Origin of the sequence: Bacillus sp. FSL R5-0659 (genome assembly GCF_038008785.1) — a bacterium.
Lineage (GTDB): Bacteria > Bacillota > Bacilli > Bacillales > Bacillaceae > Bacillus > Bacillus safensis.
In genome coordinates this window covers 240,111-255,842 of record NZ_JBBOZU010000001.1, presented here as the reverse complement: position 1 = coordinate 255,842, position 15,732 = coordinate 240,111, and the positions used below count along the sequence as shown (strand labels likewise).

The 15,732-nt window shown below is 42.7% G+C and carries 12 protein-coding genes; 5 read left to right on the top strand and 7 right to left on the bottom strand.

Annotated elements, in window-relative coordinates; translation table 11 throughout:
* The first annotated feature begins 27 nt into the window (after positions 1–27).
* From mngB to NSQ72_RS01405, 3 genes are read left to right on the top strand one after another with little or no spacing between them, the layout of a single operon-like run.
* Positions 28–2,691: a mannosylglycerate hydrolase gene (mngB, locus tag NSQ72_RS01415; RefSeq protein WP_206534132.1), complete on the top strand. Its 2,664-nt coding sequence runs from the start codon at positions 28–30 to the stop codon at positions 2,689–2,691.
* A 56-nt stretch (positions 2,692–2,747) separates the two neighbouring features.
* The gene (locus NSQ72_RS01410; RefSeq protein ID WP_075612298.1) at positions 2,748–3,632 is read left to right on the top strand and encodes an ROK family protein; all 885 of its coding nucleotides are present in this window, start codon (positions 2,748–2,750) and stop codon (positions 3,630–3,632) included.
* A complete protein-coding gene (locus NSQ72_RS01405; RefSeq protein WP_341083116.1) occupies positions 3,629–5,548 on the top strand; it encodes a BglG family transcription antiterminator in 1,920 nt (639 codons plus the stop codon). The genes NSQ72_RS01410 and NSQ72_RS01405 overlap by 4 nt, the downstream gene beginning before the upstream one ends.
* Positions 5,549–5,610: 62 nt before the next feature.
* Here NSQ72_RS01405 and arr read toward each other — a convergent pair whose 3' ends face one another.
* The gene (arr, locus tag NSQ72_RS01400; protein ID WP_024424404.1) at positions 5,611–6,027 is read right to left on the bottom strand and encodes an NAD(+)--rifampin ADP-ribosyltransferase; all 417 of its coding nucleotides are present in this window, start codon (positions 6,025–6,027) and stop codon (positions 5,611–5,613) included.
* Between the two features lie 308 nt (positions 6,028–6,335).
* Between arr and NSQ72_RS01395 the strand changes: the two genes are divergently transcribed.
* Positions 6,336–6,671 (top strand): hypothetical protein, encoded by a 336-nt coding sequence (locus NSQ72_RS01395; RefSeq protein WP_041088841.1) that lies wholly within the window; start codon positions 6,336–6,338, stop codon positions 6,669–6,671.
* Between the two features lie 15 nt (positions 6,672–6,686).
* On the opposite strand, the gene NSQ72_RS01390 is transcribed toward NSQ72_RS01395, so the two are convergent.
* The 4 genes from NSQ72_RS01390 to licT all read right to left on the bottom strand — a co-directional run bounded on the left by NSQ72_RS01390 (position 6,687) and on the right by licT (position 12,258).
* Entirely contained in the window at positions 6,687–7,424 is a 738-nt protein-coding gene (locus NSQ72_RS01390; protein ID WP_341083115.1) for a hypothetical protein, read from the bottom strand.
* Positions 7,425–7,885: 461 nt separating this feature from the next.
* Entirely contained in the window at positions 7,886–9,307 is a 1,422-nt protein-coding gene (locus NSQ72_RS01385; protein ID WP_341083114.1) for a glycoside hydrolase family 1 protein, read from the bottom strand.
* Positions 9,308–9,326: 19 nt separating this feature from the next.
* Positions 9,327–11,186 (bottom strand): beta-glucoside-specific PTS transporter subunit IIABC, encoded by a 1,860-nt coding sequence (locus NSQ72_RS01380; protein ID WP_341083112.1) that lies wholly within the window; start codon positions 11,184–11,186, stop codon positions 9,327–9,329.
* 235 nt (positions 11,187–11,421) lie between these two features.
* Entirely contained in the window at positions 11,422–12,258 is an 837-nt protein-coding gene (gene licT, locus NSQ72_RS01375; protein ID WP_048238207.1) for a BglG family transcription antiterminator LicT, read from the bottom strand.
* Between the two features lie 186 nt (positions 12,259–12,444).
* Here licT and NSQ72_RS01370 point away from each other — a divergent pair, with 186 nt between their 5' ends.
* On the top strand, positions 12,445–12,645 hold the full coding sequence (locus tag NSQ72_RS01370) for a hypothetical protein (RefSeq protein ID WP_341083110.1): 201 nt from the start codon (positions 12,445–12,447) through the stop codon (positions 12,643–12,645).
* 35 nt (positions 12,646–12,680) lie between these two features.
* On the opposite strand, the gene NSQ72_RS01365 is transcribed toward NSQ72_RS01370, so the two are convergent.
* Complete coding sequence (locus NSQ72_RS01365) at positions 12,681–14,300, bottom strand: APC family permease (protein ID WP_151283960.1); 1,620 nt, start codon at positions 14,298–14,300, stop codon at positions 12,681–12,683.
* Between the two features lie 342 nt (positions 14,301–14,642).
* The gene (gene trhO / locus NSQ72_RS01360; RefSeq protein ID WP_039176148.1) at positions 14,643–15,611 is read right to left on the bottom strand and encodes an oxygen-dependent tRNA uridine(34) hydroxylase TrhO; all 969 of its coding nucleotides are present in this window, start codon (positions 15,609–15,611) and stop codon (positions 14,643–14,645) included.
* Positions 15,612–15,732: the final 121 nt, after the last annotated feature.

The following is a 15,732-nucleotide window of genomic DNA, read 5'->3' as shown; positions in this document are numbered from 1 at the left end:
TTGAACGAAGAAAGGTGTCGTTGATCAATGACTGTCAATGTACATGTGATTCCACATACTCACTGGGACCGGGAATGGTATTTCACCACCTCCCGCTCCCGTATCTACTTAATGAAAAGCGTAATGGACATTTTAGATACCCTTGAAACAGATGAAAGGTTCCATTACTTCATGCTCGATGCCCAGGCTTCCTTATTAGATGATTATTTAAAATGGCGTCCAGAGGATGAGAATCGAATCAAGAAGCTCGTCACAGCGAAACGTCTCATCATCGGCCCATGGTATACCCAAACCGACCAGCTCGTCATTTCAGGTGAATCGATTGTGCGTAACCTGCAATATGGGATTGAACGCTGTCAGCAGTTCGGCCACGTGATGAAAGTCGGCTATGTCCCTGATTCCTTCGGTCAATCGGCACAAATGCCTCAAATTTATCGCGGCTTCGGCATTGTCGATACAGCATTTTGGCGTGGCGTTTCTGACCATATGACGAATCATACTGAATTCAATTGGCGCGGCGCTGACGGCAGTGAAGTCTTTGCTGTGAACCTGCCATTTGGCTACTACTACGGCGGGAATATTCCTGAGAAGGATGAGGACTTACAAGCCTTTTTATCTGAAAAAATTGGTGCGCTGCAAGCAAAGGCCACCACAAAGAATGTCTATTTCCCGAACGGTTTTGACCAAGCACCGATCCGTAAAAACCTGCCTGACTTATTAGAAAAAGCCAATGAGCTTGACGAGCATCACTATGAAATCAGTAGTTTAGAAGATTATATTGCAGCCGTGAAAAAAGAGCGGACATCTTTTGAGACGTTACAAGGAGAGCTTATTCACGCGAAGCATATGCGGATTCACAAATCGATCTTTTCAACACGAGCGGATTTAAAAATCTTAAACAATCAAATCGAAAACTATCTCGTGAATGTGATGGAGCCTATCCTAACGATCAGCTATTCGCTTGGACACGACTATCCGCATGATACGGTTCGCGATATTTGGTACCTTATGTTTGAAAATGCAGCGCATGACAGCATTGGCGGCTGTAATAGTGACACGACAAACCAAGATGTCTTCTTCCGCTACAAGCAGGCAAAGGAAATCGCTGAGAATCTTGTAGACTTGCACATGCGTCTCATCACTATTCGACTGCAAACAGAGCAGGAAATCACGTTCACGTTGTTCAATACACTGCCTTCAAAGCGTTCTGAAGTCATTGAAGTCGAGACCTTTATCACGGAACGTCCATTTACGCTAAAGGATGCAAATGGACGAACGCTTCAGTACACAGTGAAAAGCAAAACCGATGTCACAGATTATGTGCTGGCACAGCAAATTTCTCTTAACCCAAGTAAAGAAGTGTACATGCCAAAGCAAGTATGGAAAGCCGTGCTGCTAATTGAAGCCATCGACTTACCGTCAGTAGGCTATACACAAGTGAGCATGGTCTTCGATGAATCAAGCGAATCTGCGTGGGAACAAACAGAAGGACGCGTGATCGAAAATAAGCATTACCGCATTGCGGCAAATGACAACGGATCACTGGACATCACAGACAAACAAACAGGCAAGACCTTCTCTGAGCAAATGATCTTTGAAGACAACGGAGACGATGGGGATTCTTACAACTATTCACCACCGCGTGAGGATCTGTATGTGTCATCAAAAGATCTTTCATCAGCGGACATCTCAGTGTCTAAAAGCGGTCTGCAAGAGGAGCTGACCATCAAGCTTCAGCTCACTGTCCCTTATGACCTAGAGGCGCGCTCTCAGCAATCGGCTGCGACTTCACTTCCGATCACAGCGAAGGTGGCATTAAACAAAAACGATGCTGTCATCCGTTTTCATGTAGATGTCGATAACCATGCATTAGATCATCGCCTTCGTGTTCTTTTTGATACAGGCATTGCATCAAACGTATCACTAAGCGATCAACAGTTTGGTACAATCGAACGCCCAACAGAGCTCACGCAAGAGCTTGAATGGTGGAACAATGAACATTGGGAAGAAAAACCGATCACCATTGAACCGATGCAATCCTTTGTCGCACTTCGTGATGAAGCATATGGTGCCGCTCTGTTGACCGACTGCGTGAGAGAATACCAAATCACAGGAGAAGGTTACACAACGATTGCGTATACGCTCTTCCGCTGTTTCGGAAAAATGGGGAAAGAAAATCTCCTTTATCGTCCAGGACGCGCATCTGGGGAAAAAATTGTTGAGACACCTGACGCTCAGCTGCAAGGTGCACTGTCATTCTCATTTGGTATGCACTATAGCAAGGATGCAGTCAGCGAGGGACACTTAGCGCAGCTTGCCAAACGGTATACCACCCCTGTTCAATGCTACGAGCGGGCAGATTTTTTAAACGGTCGTTTAATTTTCTCTTTCCGAGATGAAAAAGAAGACTTACAATCTACTTATAGCCTGCTTGACATCGAGACAGATGGAGCCATTCTAAGCGCTCTGAAAAAAGAGGAGCATGGAACAGGCATTGTCATTCGTCTCTTCAATCCATATTTAACGCGTCAAACAGCCGCTTCAATCAATAGTTCATCTCTACAACACGGAGAAACAGCGAATTTAGGAGAAACACCTGAAGGACAGATACTCAAAGCACAACATGGATCATTACACATTGAACCGCTTACACCTTGTCAGGTACAAACCTACATTGTAAAGAAAAAATGAACATGTAGGGGCGGGATCCATTGGATTCCGCCCCTCTTTAATGGAGGGCATTGATCATGCGAATTGGAGGCATTGAAGCAGGCGGAACGAAATTTGTCTGCGGCTACGGAACAACAGACGGAACGATTGAACACATGACTTCCTTTGCAACAGGGAATCCAGATGAAACATGCCGGCAAGTGATCGATTACTTTACAAAGAATCGTGTTGATGCAATTGGAATTGGGGCATTCGGTCCTGTCGATGTGAAAGAGCAAAGCCCAAGCTATGGGACGATTTTAGACACACCAAAAACGGCCTGGCGCCAATTCCCTTTCCTCTCTACCTTAAAACAAGCCCTCGGGATCCCGATGAAGCTTGATACCGATGTGAACTGTGCAGCACTCGGAGAAGCTCGTTTTTCAACTGAAGCAGAAAAACCTGCCTCCTTGGTCTATATTACTGTTGGGACTGGAATAGGCGGAGGTGCCTATATTGAACATCGCCTTATTCACGGATTGCTGCATCCAGAAATGGGTCATATCACCGTTCAGCGGCATCCTCATGACACATACGGAGGCTGCTGTCCTATACATCATGATTGTTTAGAGGGACTGGCATCTGGTCCTGCCATAGAAGGACGCTATCATACACTGGCACCCATGCTGCCAGAGGATCATCCTGCCTGGTCACTTCATGCTTACTATCTCGGGCAGATGACTGCTAACCTGCTGCTCACCCTTTCACCAGAACGCATCATTTTAGGTGGAGGCGTGATGAAACAGCCAGCTATGCTGCCACTTATTCTTGATGAAACAGACAAGCGGCTTCGCGGCTATTTGCAGCTGCCAAAGCCTTTACATGAAATTATCACAAAACCATCCTTTGATGGATTATCTGGTTTAATGGGCGCCATCGCTCTTGGAACGGATGCCTTACAGGCGCAAGGAGCCGCGCAATGATGATGACGGCAGATCCTCGAACCTATCAGCTGATTCAGCGGCTATTTGAAACGAAGGGGTTCGTGAAGCTGGAGGAGCTCACTGCCTCTTTTCGCTTATCTGACCGCTCTATCCGCAATTTAATCAAGGAAGCAAATGAGTATTTAAAGGAAGCTGGAGCCATAATTAAAACGATTCGCGGAAAGGGATATACTCTTTTAACGAGTGACCAAGACGCTTTCTTACTTTGGCTTCATCAACAAAAACTTCCTGCCCGCTCTCTTGTCCCCGTCATGCCAGAAGAGCGTGTACGATTTATGATGAGAAAGCTGCTGCTTCAATCAGATTACTTAAAAATTGACCAGCTGGCTGAAGAACTGTTTATCAGCCGCATGACGGTCAGCAGTGATTTGAAAAAAGGACGAGAGATGTTAGCCCGTTACGGCATGACCCTTGTATCAAAGCCTGGATTTGGCTTAAAGATTGAAGGAGACGAGCTGCAAAAAAGAACGTGCTATGCAGACTTACTTCTTGAAGAAGAGCCTGCTCTCTCTCATATCACTGAGCGGGAGCAGCTCCATTTTCCTGATATATCTCTTGAAACCATTCGATCTATTGTGTTGACGAACCTGCATCAAGAGTCATTGCTCATTAAAGACATTGCTTTAAAAAATTTAGTCATTCACTTAGCCATTGCGATTCAGCAAACACGAAAAAACCAGCGGGTATCCGCTAGTACTGCCCGCACACAAAGATCACCAGTTTTAATGAGAATTGCACAAAAAATCATACAGCAGGTGAGTGACACTTTTTATGTGACCTTATCAGAGGATGAAACAGATTACTTAGTCATGCATCTATTGGCGAATCAAACGTGGAAAGAAGCCGCGCAGCATCAGACGACAGTGGAAGTTCAACAGGCGGTTACAGTCTTTCTACAGCACATTGAAAAAACAAGCGGCCATCGTTTTGCTGATGACAGCATTCTGCAGCAAGACTTGATGCTTCATATGAAGCCGCTATTAAATCGAATCCAATATGGCGTATCCTTACAAAATCCGCTTTTGCATGAGATCAAAGCGTCCTATCCTTACCCGTTTGATTTGGCTGTCAGCGGACTCAATGCCTTACAGCTGGTGCGTACACCAAATGAAGACGAGGCCGCATATGTTGCCTTGCATATCGCTGCTTCATTTGAAAGAAGTCAGCTCGACACCTCGCAAAAAAAGAAAGCCATTATCGTGTGCGGGTCTGGACTAGGGACGGCAAGGCTCCTTGAAATTAAATTGAAGTCAGCCTTTCAGCACGAGCTTGACATCGTTGAGCTCTATTCCTATCAGGATTATCTCATGAGCTCCTCTTTGCCGTGTGACGTCATCATCACAACTGTTCCACTCACATCAAAGGGGAAACCAGTCATTCAGGTCAGTGCCTTTTTTGAACAGCATGATATACAGCGTGTGAATGAAGTCATTCATTTATTAAATGGACACGGGGCACCCTCAAAAGAGCTGATGGCGTTTTTTCAAGAGCGATTGACTTTAATGAATGCTGACCTAAGCAGCAAGGATGAGGTATTAAATATATTATGCAGCAGTTTGGAGGCGCATCAGCTAGTATCGTCTTCATTTCGGCCCTCGGTGCTTGAGCGTGAGCAAATGTCGTCTACCTATCTTGGCAGCGGTATTGCAATGCCGCATCCGCTCATCACAAATGAAGGCACTTCCTCTGTAGCCATCGCACACTTAAAACAGCCGATTGACTGGCAGGGAGACCAAGTATCAATTGTCTTTTTACTAGCGATTCATAAGGATGACGCTGCCTGCATGAACCAATTCTTTGAACAGGCCGTCGATTTACTAGACAATCCAGACCGCATTCGCGCCCTCAAGCAAGCCAAAACATTTGATGAGCTGATGGATGCGTTCTTCCAATAAGATCAAATAAAAGGCCGCCCAGTTCATGAGGCGGCCTTTGTGTTATTTAAATATACGTAACATCAATCGTAGATGACATTTTTTCCTTCTTCACTTAATTTTTTTAAGGAGCTTAGCATATGATTGATTTCTTCATCGGAATGTCTTTCCCATGAACCTAATTCTGCGACTATTTTCAACGGAGATTTCGATCGATAAGAACGTGTTGGGTTGCCGGGAAATCTTTTGTCCGTCACATTTGGATCATTTTCAAACTCGCCTAACGGTTCTACAATATAAATTCTTTCTTTCGCATCAGACCTGGCTAACTCAGCACCCCATTTGGCTGCGTTTAGTGTTCCGGTGAAATAAATATGGTTCGATTTTTTATCCTGATAATTGGATAAATGCAGCGGTTCAAGCAGATCCCCAATCTTCAATTCTGCCTTTGTCCCATGAAAAAATGGCCCTGGATCTAACACCTTTTGCTTGTCATTCATACAGCCACACCCCTTATCGTTTTTGACTTGCGTATAACAGTATACGGCTAGATATGGGGGGAAAACAGTCTATAAATTTCATTAAATTCGGGGTATAATGATAGTAGAGAGTTAGATGTTATTTGTAAACTCTAGCAAGTTGAAAAACAGCAAGAATACATACAAAGCAGTCTTCTTGAAAGAGATAAAAAGCTGAGAGACCATAAAGAAGATGAGGATAAAGTAGCCAATGAGACGTTTGAGGTCTTGGCATGTTGGCATCAATAATTATATAATTGACTAAATTTTACTTTGGAGGTGCTTTTTGTATGTCTATTCAAGTGGATGATGATGATATTTTAGAGATGTGTAATATATATGCTCAAGAAACTCATCATAGAGAAGCATTGATTTTAGGAAACAGGAAGGGTTTATTGGAATTAAAAAATGCGATAGATCAGGCTTTAAAAACTGGTAGTGCTGTTGCACATTTATATCCATCTGATTTTGAGGGTTATGAAACTTGTATTGCTTTAGTGGATGATGAAAATCAGTTTGAGAAGTTGATGACTCCATATGTAGAGCAATATGTACAAGATGATGATGCAATTGATCCAATTGAAATTATTAAAGATTACGATGCTAAAAAAGAGAAGCCCTTATAAAAGGCCTTCTCTTTTTTAGTGGAGTATTGTTCTACCTTTTACAGCTTTGTGTTTACTTGGTACTGATGCTCTAAGAGCATGGTGTATTTGAATTTTTGGAGCTACATGAAAATGCCAGTACCAGTTTGATGACCCTGGTTTTAGTGGTATGACTCCGTTATCAACTGCAAATACTCGTATTTTCTTTTTTCCTTTTTTATGGAACACTTTTACGAGACTCTCGACTTTTCCTTTTCTATTTTTTACATACCAATCGATATGATAGTTCTTCCCAAAACCTTTTATTCTGTTTTTCAAATACTTCAGTGCAACTTTTGCGCCTTTTGATCTTATGGCCCACAAAGCAACTCTTCCTACGGTCATTGCGATTGGTACGAAGAATACTGGTAGTGCTTGTGTTGTGATTTCACTCTGATTACTTTTGGAGCCAAGTTGTGTCATTCGGTTTTCTAAAGATAAAAATTCTTCATTGTTGAAATATTGATCTATCAATTTATTTTGTTCTGACTCTGACATGTTTTCGAATTCTTTTTCTGTAAATGGAAGGTTTTCTATGTATTCTCCCATTTTCATTTCAAGTTCGTCTAATTCTTTGGTAGCTTGTTCATTCTGTAGAACTGTAGGTGTTACTAATGCTTCTAATTCTTGTGAATTGATAAAGTGTGTTTCCGCTGATGCTTCTGATGAAAATGGAGTCCATATTGACATGACAAGAGCTAGGGTAATTAGGATTAAAAGTGTTTTTTTGAACATTTTATTTATATTTCCTCCTTTTGTATTAAATTCCAAAATAAAGGTTATCAAATTAAAATGAGTGTATCAATGGATTTAAGATAGATTTAAGAAAATTCCTTTTTTGGTTGCGGTGTCCGCAATCATTTTTTTATTTTTTAGAACTTCGTTTTGGTGAAAATTTCTGTGGTAGACAAATGACACAAGCCGAAATGCATAATCCTAAACAATGGGGCAAGATATTCCCACCACAATCTAAAGAAGCCCAAACTAAAAATACAAGCTGCCTGGGTCTACCAACTGATGTAGCATTCTAAACAGCGAAATGGATTGTGATATTCTTCGGATTATAAAAGAAAACAGTTTATTAGGCTTTTAAAATCAGCTATCATTTTAGAACAACTCGAACAATATGATCTTGCCAATAAAGTGAACAGAAAAAAAGCCAACCACCCGCATAAGGTGATTGGCTTTTTCATATGTTACTTCCCGATGTTGTCTCCATTTTGTTGAATCAAGGTTTCATACCAATAAGAGCTCTTTTTGCGAATTCTTTTGAGGTCTTTTAGGTCAAATTCGTCGCGGTTTACGTAGATGAACCCGTAGCGCTTGGAGCATCCTTGGTGTGTGCTGATTAAGTCGATGGCTGACCACGGGCAATATCCGAATACCTCGACGCCGTCTGTGATTGCCCATTTGATTTGTTCAATATGCTTCTCTAAATAATCAATTCGATAATCATCCTGAATCGATCCATCTTCTTCTAGCTTGTCGAACGCACCCAATCCGTTTTCTGTGATAATAAGCGGCAGTTGATAACGGTCGTAAATCTCACGCATCGTTGAACGGAAACCGACAGGGTCAATCTCCCAGCCAAACGCATTTTTGCTTAAGAATGGGTTGTTGCCGCCTTTGTAGACGCCATCTTCACCGGATTTCAAATGCTGATCTCCGCCGCGTGCAAATTCGTCGTTGCCATCTCCTTTACTCGCTTCAACCGTTTGAGAGGTGTAGTAGTTAAAGGCAATAAAGTCTGGTTTCGCGCTTTTCAAAATATCCATATCTCCATCTTCGATGACAGGAAGAATGTCTTTTTCTTTCATGTACGCCCAAGCAAGGTTGTTATAACGCCCGAACACCGCCATATCAAGATAAAGCCAGTTGCGGATCGCATTGTAATTCGCCGCAGCAAGCACATCTTCAGGCTTTGGAGAAGCCGGATAAATGAGCGCGATGTTTGGTGCTGGTCCAATTTTCGCTTCAGGCAGCATTTGATGACAGAGCGTCATGGCTTTTGCCTGTGCAACGAGCATATGGTGATTCTGCTGATACAGTTCTTTTTTTGGATTTTCTAAATTTGGATCAAGTGTACCAAGCGCTGATCCATGTAAGATCATCATGTTTTGTTCATTAATGGTCAGCCAATATCTCACCTTCTGACCATACTCCTTGAATAGCACCTCGGCATAGCGTTCAAATGCATCCACTGTCGCACGATTTGACCACCCGCCCTTTACTTGAAGCGCATGAGGCAGATCAAAATGATACATTGTCACGATTGGCTCAATGTCATAGCTGCGCAATTCATCGATGAGAGAATGATAAAATTCAATCCCCTTTTGATTGATCTCCCCATCTCCATCTGGAATGATCCGTGTCCACGCAATGGAAAAGCGGTAAGCCTTCAAACCCATTTCTGCAAACATCTTCACGTCCTCTTTATAGCGGTGATAGTGATCGCTTGCGACTTTAAAATCCGTTGTGCCTTCAGGATAACTGGCTCTCATGTCAATGACAGAAGGCCCTTTGCCATCCTCGTTCCATGCACCCTCTACCTGATAGGCGGAAGTAGATCCGCCCCAGAAAAAGTCTTTTGGAAATGATGCTAGTGTTGAATATCTCATGATTTCTTCCTCCTCTTGATTAAACTAGATGTAAAAATGATTGTCCTGGAGCAATTTGCTTCTCCTCTGTTTCAATAATATCGCTAAACTCACCGGAATTGGTAATAATCACTGGTGTTGTGACTAACAAACCGGCTGCTTGGATAGCTTCAATATCAAACTCAGCAAGCAGTTCACCTTCTGTTACGGTTTGCCCCTGAGTAACCTTCGGGGTAAAATGCTTTCCGCCTAATTGTACAGTATCCAGCCCAATGTGAATGAGTACTTCTGCTCCGCTTTCAGAGGTAAGACCGTACGCATGTCCCGTTGGGAACACCGTTGTCACAACTCCTGATACTGGTGCAAACAGCTTTCCTTCTGATGGAATGATGGCTGCGCCCTTTCCTAGTGCACCAGATGAGAATGCTTTATCCTGCACTTCCTCCAGCTTGATGACCTCGCCTTTTAAAGGACTTTTCACATGAGCTGCTTTGACCCCATGTTCGTTTTCAATTGCCAGTGCAGGAGCGGCTGCCGGCGTTTCATCTTCATCTACCGGATCTTTAAATCCAATCAAATAGGTTAGGATGATAGAAAGGACGAACGAGACCGAGATTCCGATGATGAACCCTGTAAAGCCTTGACCGTAGAAAATCGGAAGTGTCAGTAAACTTGGAAGACCTGACGCAATCGCAATACTTTGTGAATAACCGATGATTGCACCACCGACTCCGGCAGAGATAACAGCTGCAATAAATGGTTTTTTCAAACGAAGCGTGACCCCGTATACAGCTGGCTCTGTGATCCCAAACACGGCAGAAACTGCTGTTGATCCAGCCAAGGATTTCAGCTTTTTATTCTTTGTTTTCAGCATAACACCGATGGAAGCACCTGCTTGTGAGAATACAGCTGGCGCAGTTGCCGGCTTGATATGATCTTTCCCATGGACTGCGATATTATTTAAAATCACTGGCACAAGTCCCCAATGGATACCGAAGATGACAAGAATCTGCCAAGCCATCGCAATTAAAGCACCTGCAAGTGTAGGACTAAAGGAGAATACTTTCAGCAAAACAGCTGCAATGCCATTCCCTGCATACACACCAAATGGTCCAAATACGATGAGTGTCAGCGGAACAACCGTGACAAGTAAAATGAGTGGTGTAATAAAGTTTTTGACACTTTCATGAATGACTTTGTTAAAGAAACGTTCGATATATCCCATGACAAACACTGCCAAAATGATTGGGATGACCGTAGATGTATAAGACATTAAGACGACTGGAATTCCGAAGAAGGTCACATCTCCGCCGCCTTTTGACAATTCTTGAATAGTTGGGTAAATCAGTGCACCTGCAATCGTCACAGCGACAAACGGATTCGCTTTAAACTTCCTGGCAGAAGTGAATGCGAGCAATAATGGCAGGAAGTAGAACAAGCTGTCAGACGCAGCAAATAAAATTTGATACGACGTATCTTCAGGAGATAACCATTTCGCATTGATGCAAATGCCTAAGAGACCTTTTAAAATACCTGCACCCGCCATGACACCGAGAAGTGGTGTGAAAATCCCCGATACAATGTCGACGAATTTTCCGAAAAGGCTTGTGCTCTCTTCACCTGATTTTGCAGATGAAGCAGAGGAATCCTCTAATAGATTTGTAAACTCTCCAATTTCTCGATAAACCTCAGGTACGGTATTACCAATGACCACTTGAAATTGGCCGCCGCTTTCCATGACTGTGACGACACCATTTAATTTTTCAATGGCCGCTTTATCTGCTTTTGATCTGTCATTTAAAGTGAAGCGAAGTCTTGTAGCGCAATGCACCAATGAATGAACGTTTTTCTCTGTGCCAATGTGTTTGATAATGTCTTCTGCTAATTGACGATGACTCATACAAAAACCCCCTTTTTTTGAAAAAAATACGTTTTTGGGCAAAATAAAAACCTAAACGGGCACCAAAAATAGTCGCAGCTTGCTGTTGCGCTTTTTTAGTGAACGTTTAGGTTTTGCCTGCCGAACAGTCACAATCCTCTAAGACGATCATTGTGAAACCGTATTCTTTTATGTTTATGAGCAAATAGTACCACTCACCTTTTCTCATGTCAACGCTTTCTTTTAAAATCTATCATTATTTTTCTCGTTTGATCAGTCGATTCAAATGAATTGATAGATACAGCATCTCCTCTGATGTGAGATCTCGGTGATAGGTTTGATAGACATATTCTGCGATTTTCTTTGCGCAATCGTATGCTTTCGGATATTTCACTTTGATCAGCTGATATAAGTCCTGATCTTCGCTGACAAGCAGTGTTTCATTAATCAGACGCTGGACGAAAAAGCGCAAATGCGTGAGAAAACGATAAAAGTTGAGTGAGTCTTCATCAAATTCCATGTTGAGATGATATTTCACAATGGTGAGAATAGCATTGACTTCCTTTGTAATATTGACCGTCGTATTCATATCCTCATTGAGCTCTGCGTTAATGATATGCATCGCAATAAAACCTGCTTCATCCTCAGGCAGTTCAATATGAAGACGCTCTTCAATCATCTCAAGACAGTCCTTTGCGACAAGAAATTCATCTTTGTATAAGCGTTTAATCTCCCAAATAAGCGAATTCTCAATCAGATGATTTTTCTTCAACCGTTCGATGGCGTAATGAATATGGTCTGCCAGCGATACATGCAGACTTTCATTTAATCTTCGGTTCAGCTTTGTATGTGCATATTGGATCATTTCCTCCGTCACCTTGACCACATCATACGGAACCTCTTGAAGCAGCATTTTCATCCGCTCGTGAACGGAATGATCCTCTAGGCGGAAGACTTTATCAATTAACGCTTCGTCCACCGGGTCGCCGGGACGTCGCTTGAAAGCGATGCCTCTGCCCATGACGACGATTTCTTTCCCTTGTTCATCTATGACACTAATGACATTATTGTTTAGAACCTTTTGAATCTGCATTTCCAAACACCTCCGTCTATCACCAACAACTTTACTCAAAATATGCTCTCATCTTAACACAACTGTCAAATCACTTGGTGTTTTTATCTGACTTTTGCAATATAATTCATAAATTATTCTACCTCATCATTACTGGTCTGATCGTGCATCAGCCTGCATACATTACTCCAGAGGAGGTGACCTTCTATGAAGGCTTTTTTCTGGTCTGCATCATTTTTATTCTTTCTCATGTTCACCCTCATCATTCTAGGCATCGTGTTCTGGCTGAGTGGACAAGGCTTAGGTCAGCTTTGGAGATATGTGCTCATTTCACTTGTCACAGCTGCCGTTTTGCGCGGCGTCACCACTTGGCTGAAGCATCATGTGATGCATCATTCATCCAAATAAAAACGGCTGCCCGCAATGTTCAGGCAGCCGTTTCTTTATTCTTTGGTTGCCGCAGCTTCTTTCTGAGAAGCACGCAGCTCATCATTAATTTTTTTCGCATCTTCTAAAAATTCTGTTTCATATCCACTTTTGAGTGCCCACATATAAAATAGCAGAGCAACCACTGTAATCAGTGCCATGTCCCAGCCATAATGAATGACGTTATAGCCCCCGAATTTGTCACTGCCAAGGCAGGAAATCGTCATCATCACAAGCAGGTACACAACCATCCAAGCACCCGCTTTAAAGTTCCGGCCGAAGCCTTTCCACTTCGCTTTTGCTTGATAGTAAAAATAGATAGGGAGACCAATGAGAATAATGAACAGCACCTGACCTGTTAACGGCCATCTTGCCCAATACAGCGTCAATGAGGCAAAGACAAAACCGAGAGGAGCGATAATGCTGAGTCCTTTTATTCGAAGCGGTCGATATAAATCTGTCCCTGTCTTTCTCAGCGTCATGACGGTCACTGGTCCAGTCAAATAAGAAATGAGCGTTGCGACAGAGATAATTTCAGCAAGCACACCCCAGCCTCTAAATAAAAACAGAAAGATAAACGATACGGCTAAGTTAAAAAACATTGCTGGACGAGGCACGCCGTAAATAGGGTGCAGACGGCCAAGCACACTTGGCATGTATTTGTTTTTTTCCATTCCATAAATCATACGAGACGTCGTTGCGGTATACGTAATGCCTGTACCAGAAGGTGACACAAATGCATCCGCATATAAAATCAGAACAAGCCAGTTAATCCCAAGCGCAATGGCAAGGTCCGCAAATGGCGAGTTAAAATTCAAATGGCTCCATCCATTCACAATCATAGATGGATCAACAGCACCGATAAAGGCGACTTGTAAAAGGACATAAATCACAGTTGCAATAAAAATCGATCCGACAATGGCGATTGGAATCGACCGGCCTGGATTTTTTGCCTCACCGGCCATATTAATCGGGCTTTGGAAGCCATTGAAGGCAAACACAATCCCTGATGTCGCAACAGCCGTCAGCACACTCGCCCAGCCGTTAGGAGCAATACTTGTTCCAGAAGTAAAATTCTCACTATGAAAACCTACGAATAAGAGCGCACCAATTGTTAATCCTGGAATGACAATTTTAAACACGGTAATGAATGTATTCGCTTTTGAAAATAACCCAACTGTCCAATAATTCAGCAGAAAGTAAATCACAAGAAGCACACTGGCAACCATAAGCCCTTCTGTCGTCAACACCCCTTTTGTAACCAAATGGGTTGTCCACTTTGCCCACTCCCAAGGCCACGAGCTCATGTACTGGACAGAAGCAACCGCCTCAACAGGAATGACAGAAACGATGGCAATCCAGTTCGCCCAAGCTGCAATAAACCCAATAAAAGATCCGTGTGAATATTGCGTATATTTCACCATTCCGCCTGCCTCTGGAAACATCGATCCGAGTTCACTATAAGACAAAGCGATAAATAAAATCACAACCATCCCAATCAGCCAGGATAAAATAGCAGCAGGGCCGGCGATTTGAGCCGCTCGCCAAGCACCGAAGAGCCATCCTGAACCAATGATTGAGCCAAGACCTACCATCATTAAAGCGAAAGTTCCCATCCTACGATGCAAATGATTCATGTTCATAACACCTTTCGATTAAAATACAGAGCATGTGTCAAGCAAGCATCTCTCTTTCAAAGCAGCTCACTTTTCATTTCACTGGCAAATATTTCTTCTAATGAACCTTTACCCTTGTTCATTTTTTCGCCTGTTATATTATCTCTCAATTCTTCATTTTCTGAAATAGTCGAACATGCTTATTTCAAAAGAAAGCGCTTTTTTAACTGTTCAATCTATTAGACTGAATAACTACCTTTACCCTTATTTTGAAAAAAACAAAACAAAAAAGATAGAGGAAATGACTTCCTCTCCCTTCTAACCCCCGCCATGTATAGAAAAAAAGGATAGAGGGGGTTCCCTCTATCCTTGTGAAATCGCTTGTTCTTTTTCAATGACAGCTAGTCTTTCTTGAACTTCCTCTTCAGATAAATTGTGCTGTTTCACATACAGGTTCCGTTCGCTTGTGCGGCATTCATGACTGCAGCTGCGCATATACTTATGCTCACTCTCTTCAGTGGCAATCATCTTGCGGTTACATGCAGGATTCGCACAGTTCACATAACGCTCGCAAGGCTCACCAGTGAAGAAATCTTTTCCGACAACCACATGCTCTGTTTGATTCACTGGTACTGTTAAGCGATTATCAAACACATAGCATTGACCGTCCCATAGCTTTCCTTGTACTTCTGGGTCTTTTCCGTAAGTGACAATTCCGCCGTCAAGCTGAGAGACATCTTCAAAGCCTTCACGCTTTAACCAGCCGGAGAATTTCTCACAGCGTACGCCGCCTGTGCAATAAGTCAGGATTTTTTTCCCTTCAAGAATCTCTTTATTATCACGAATCCACTCAGGTAATTCACGGAATGTCTCAATATCAGGACGGACTGCCCCTCTGAAGTGACCCACATCAAACTCGTAATCATTACGTGCATCAATCACAACAGTATCAGGTGATTGCATTTGCTCGTAAAATTCGACCGGGCTAAGATGTTTCCCCGTTAATTCTAACGGATTCACGTCATCCTCAAGGCTAAGGTTCACTAATTCATTCCGATGGCGGACGTGCATTTTCTTAAATGCATGACCATCTGCTTCGTCAATTTTGATCGGCATAGACGCAAAGCGTGGATCTTCTTTTAACGCTTGCATGTACTTGTCCGTTTGCTCAATGGTTCCAGAAACTGTTCCATTCAAGCCTTCTGCTGACACGAGGATACGGCCTAACAAACCAAGCTCCTTACAGAATGCTAAATGCTCAGCTGTAAACGTCTCTGGATCCTCAATGGGGACATATTGATAGTAAAGTAAAACGCGATATTGTTTTTCCATCTATATAAACACCTCTTAAATTTAATCAAAACATACCATTCTTTATCATACAGGAAATACATACCTAAAGGCAATGTCGGCGGCTTAATTCCATAAAACGGAAGGGTCTTTCTTCTCATAT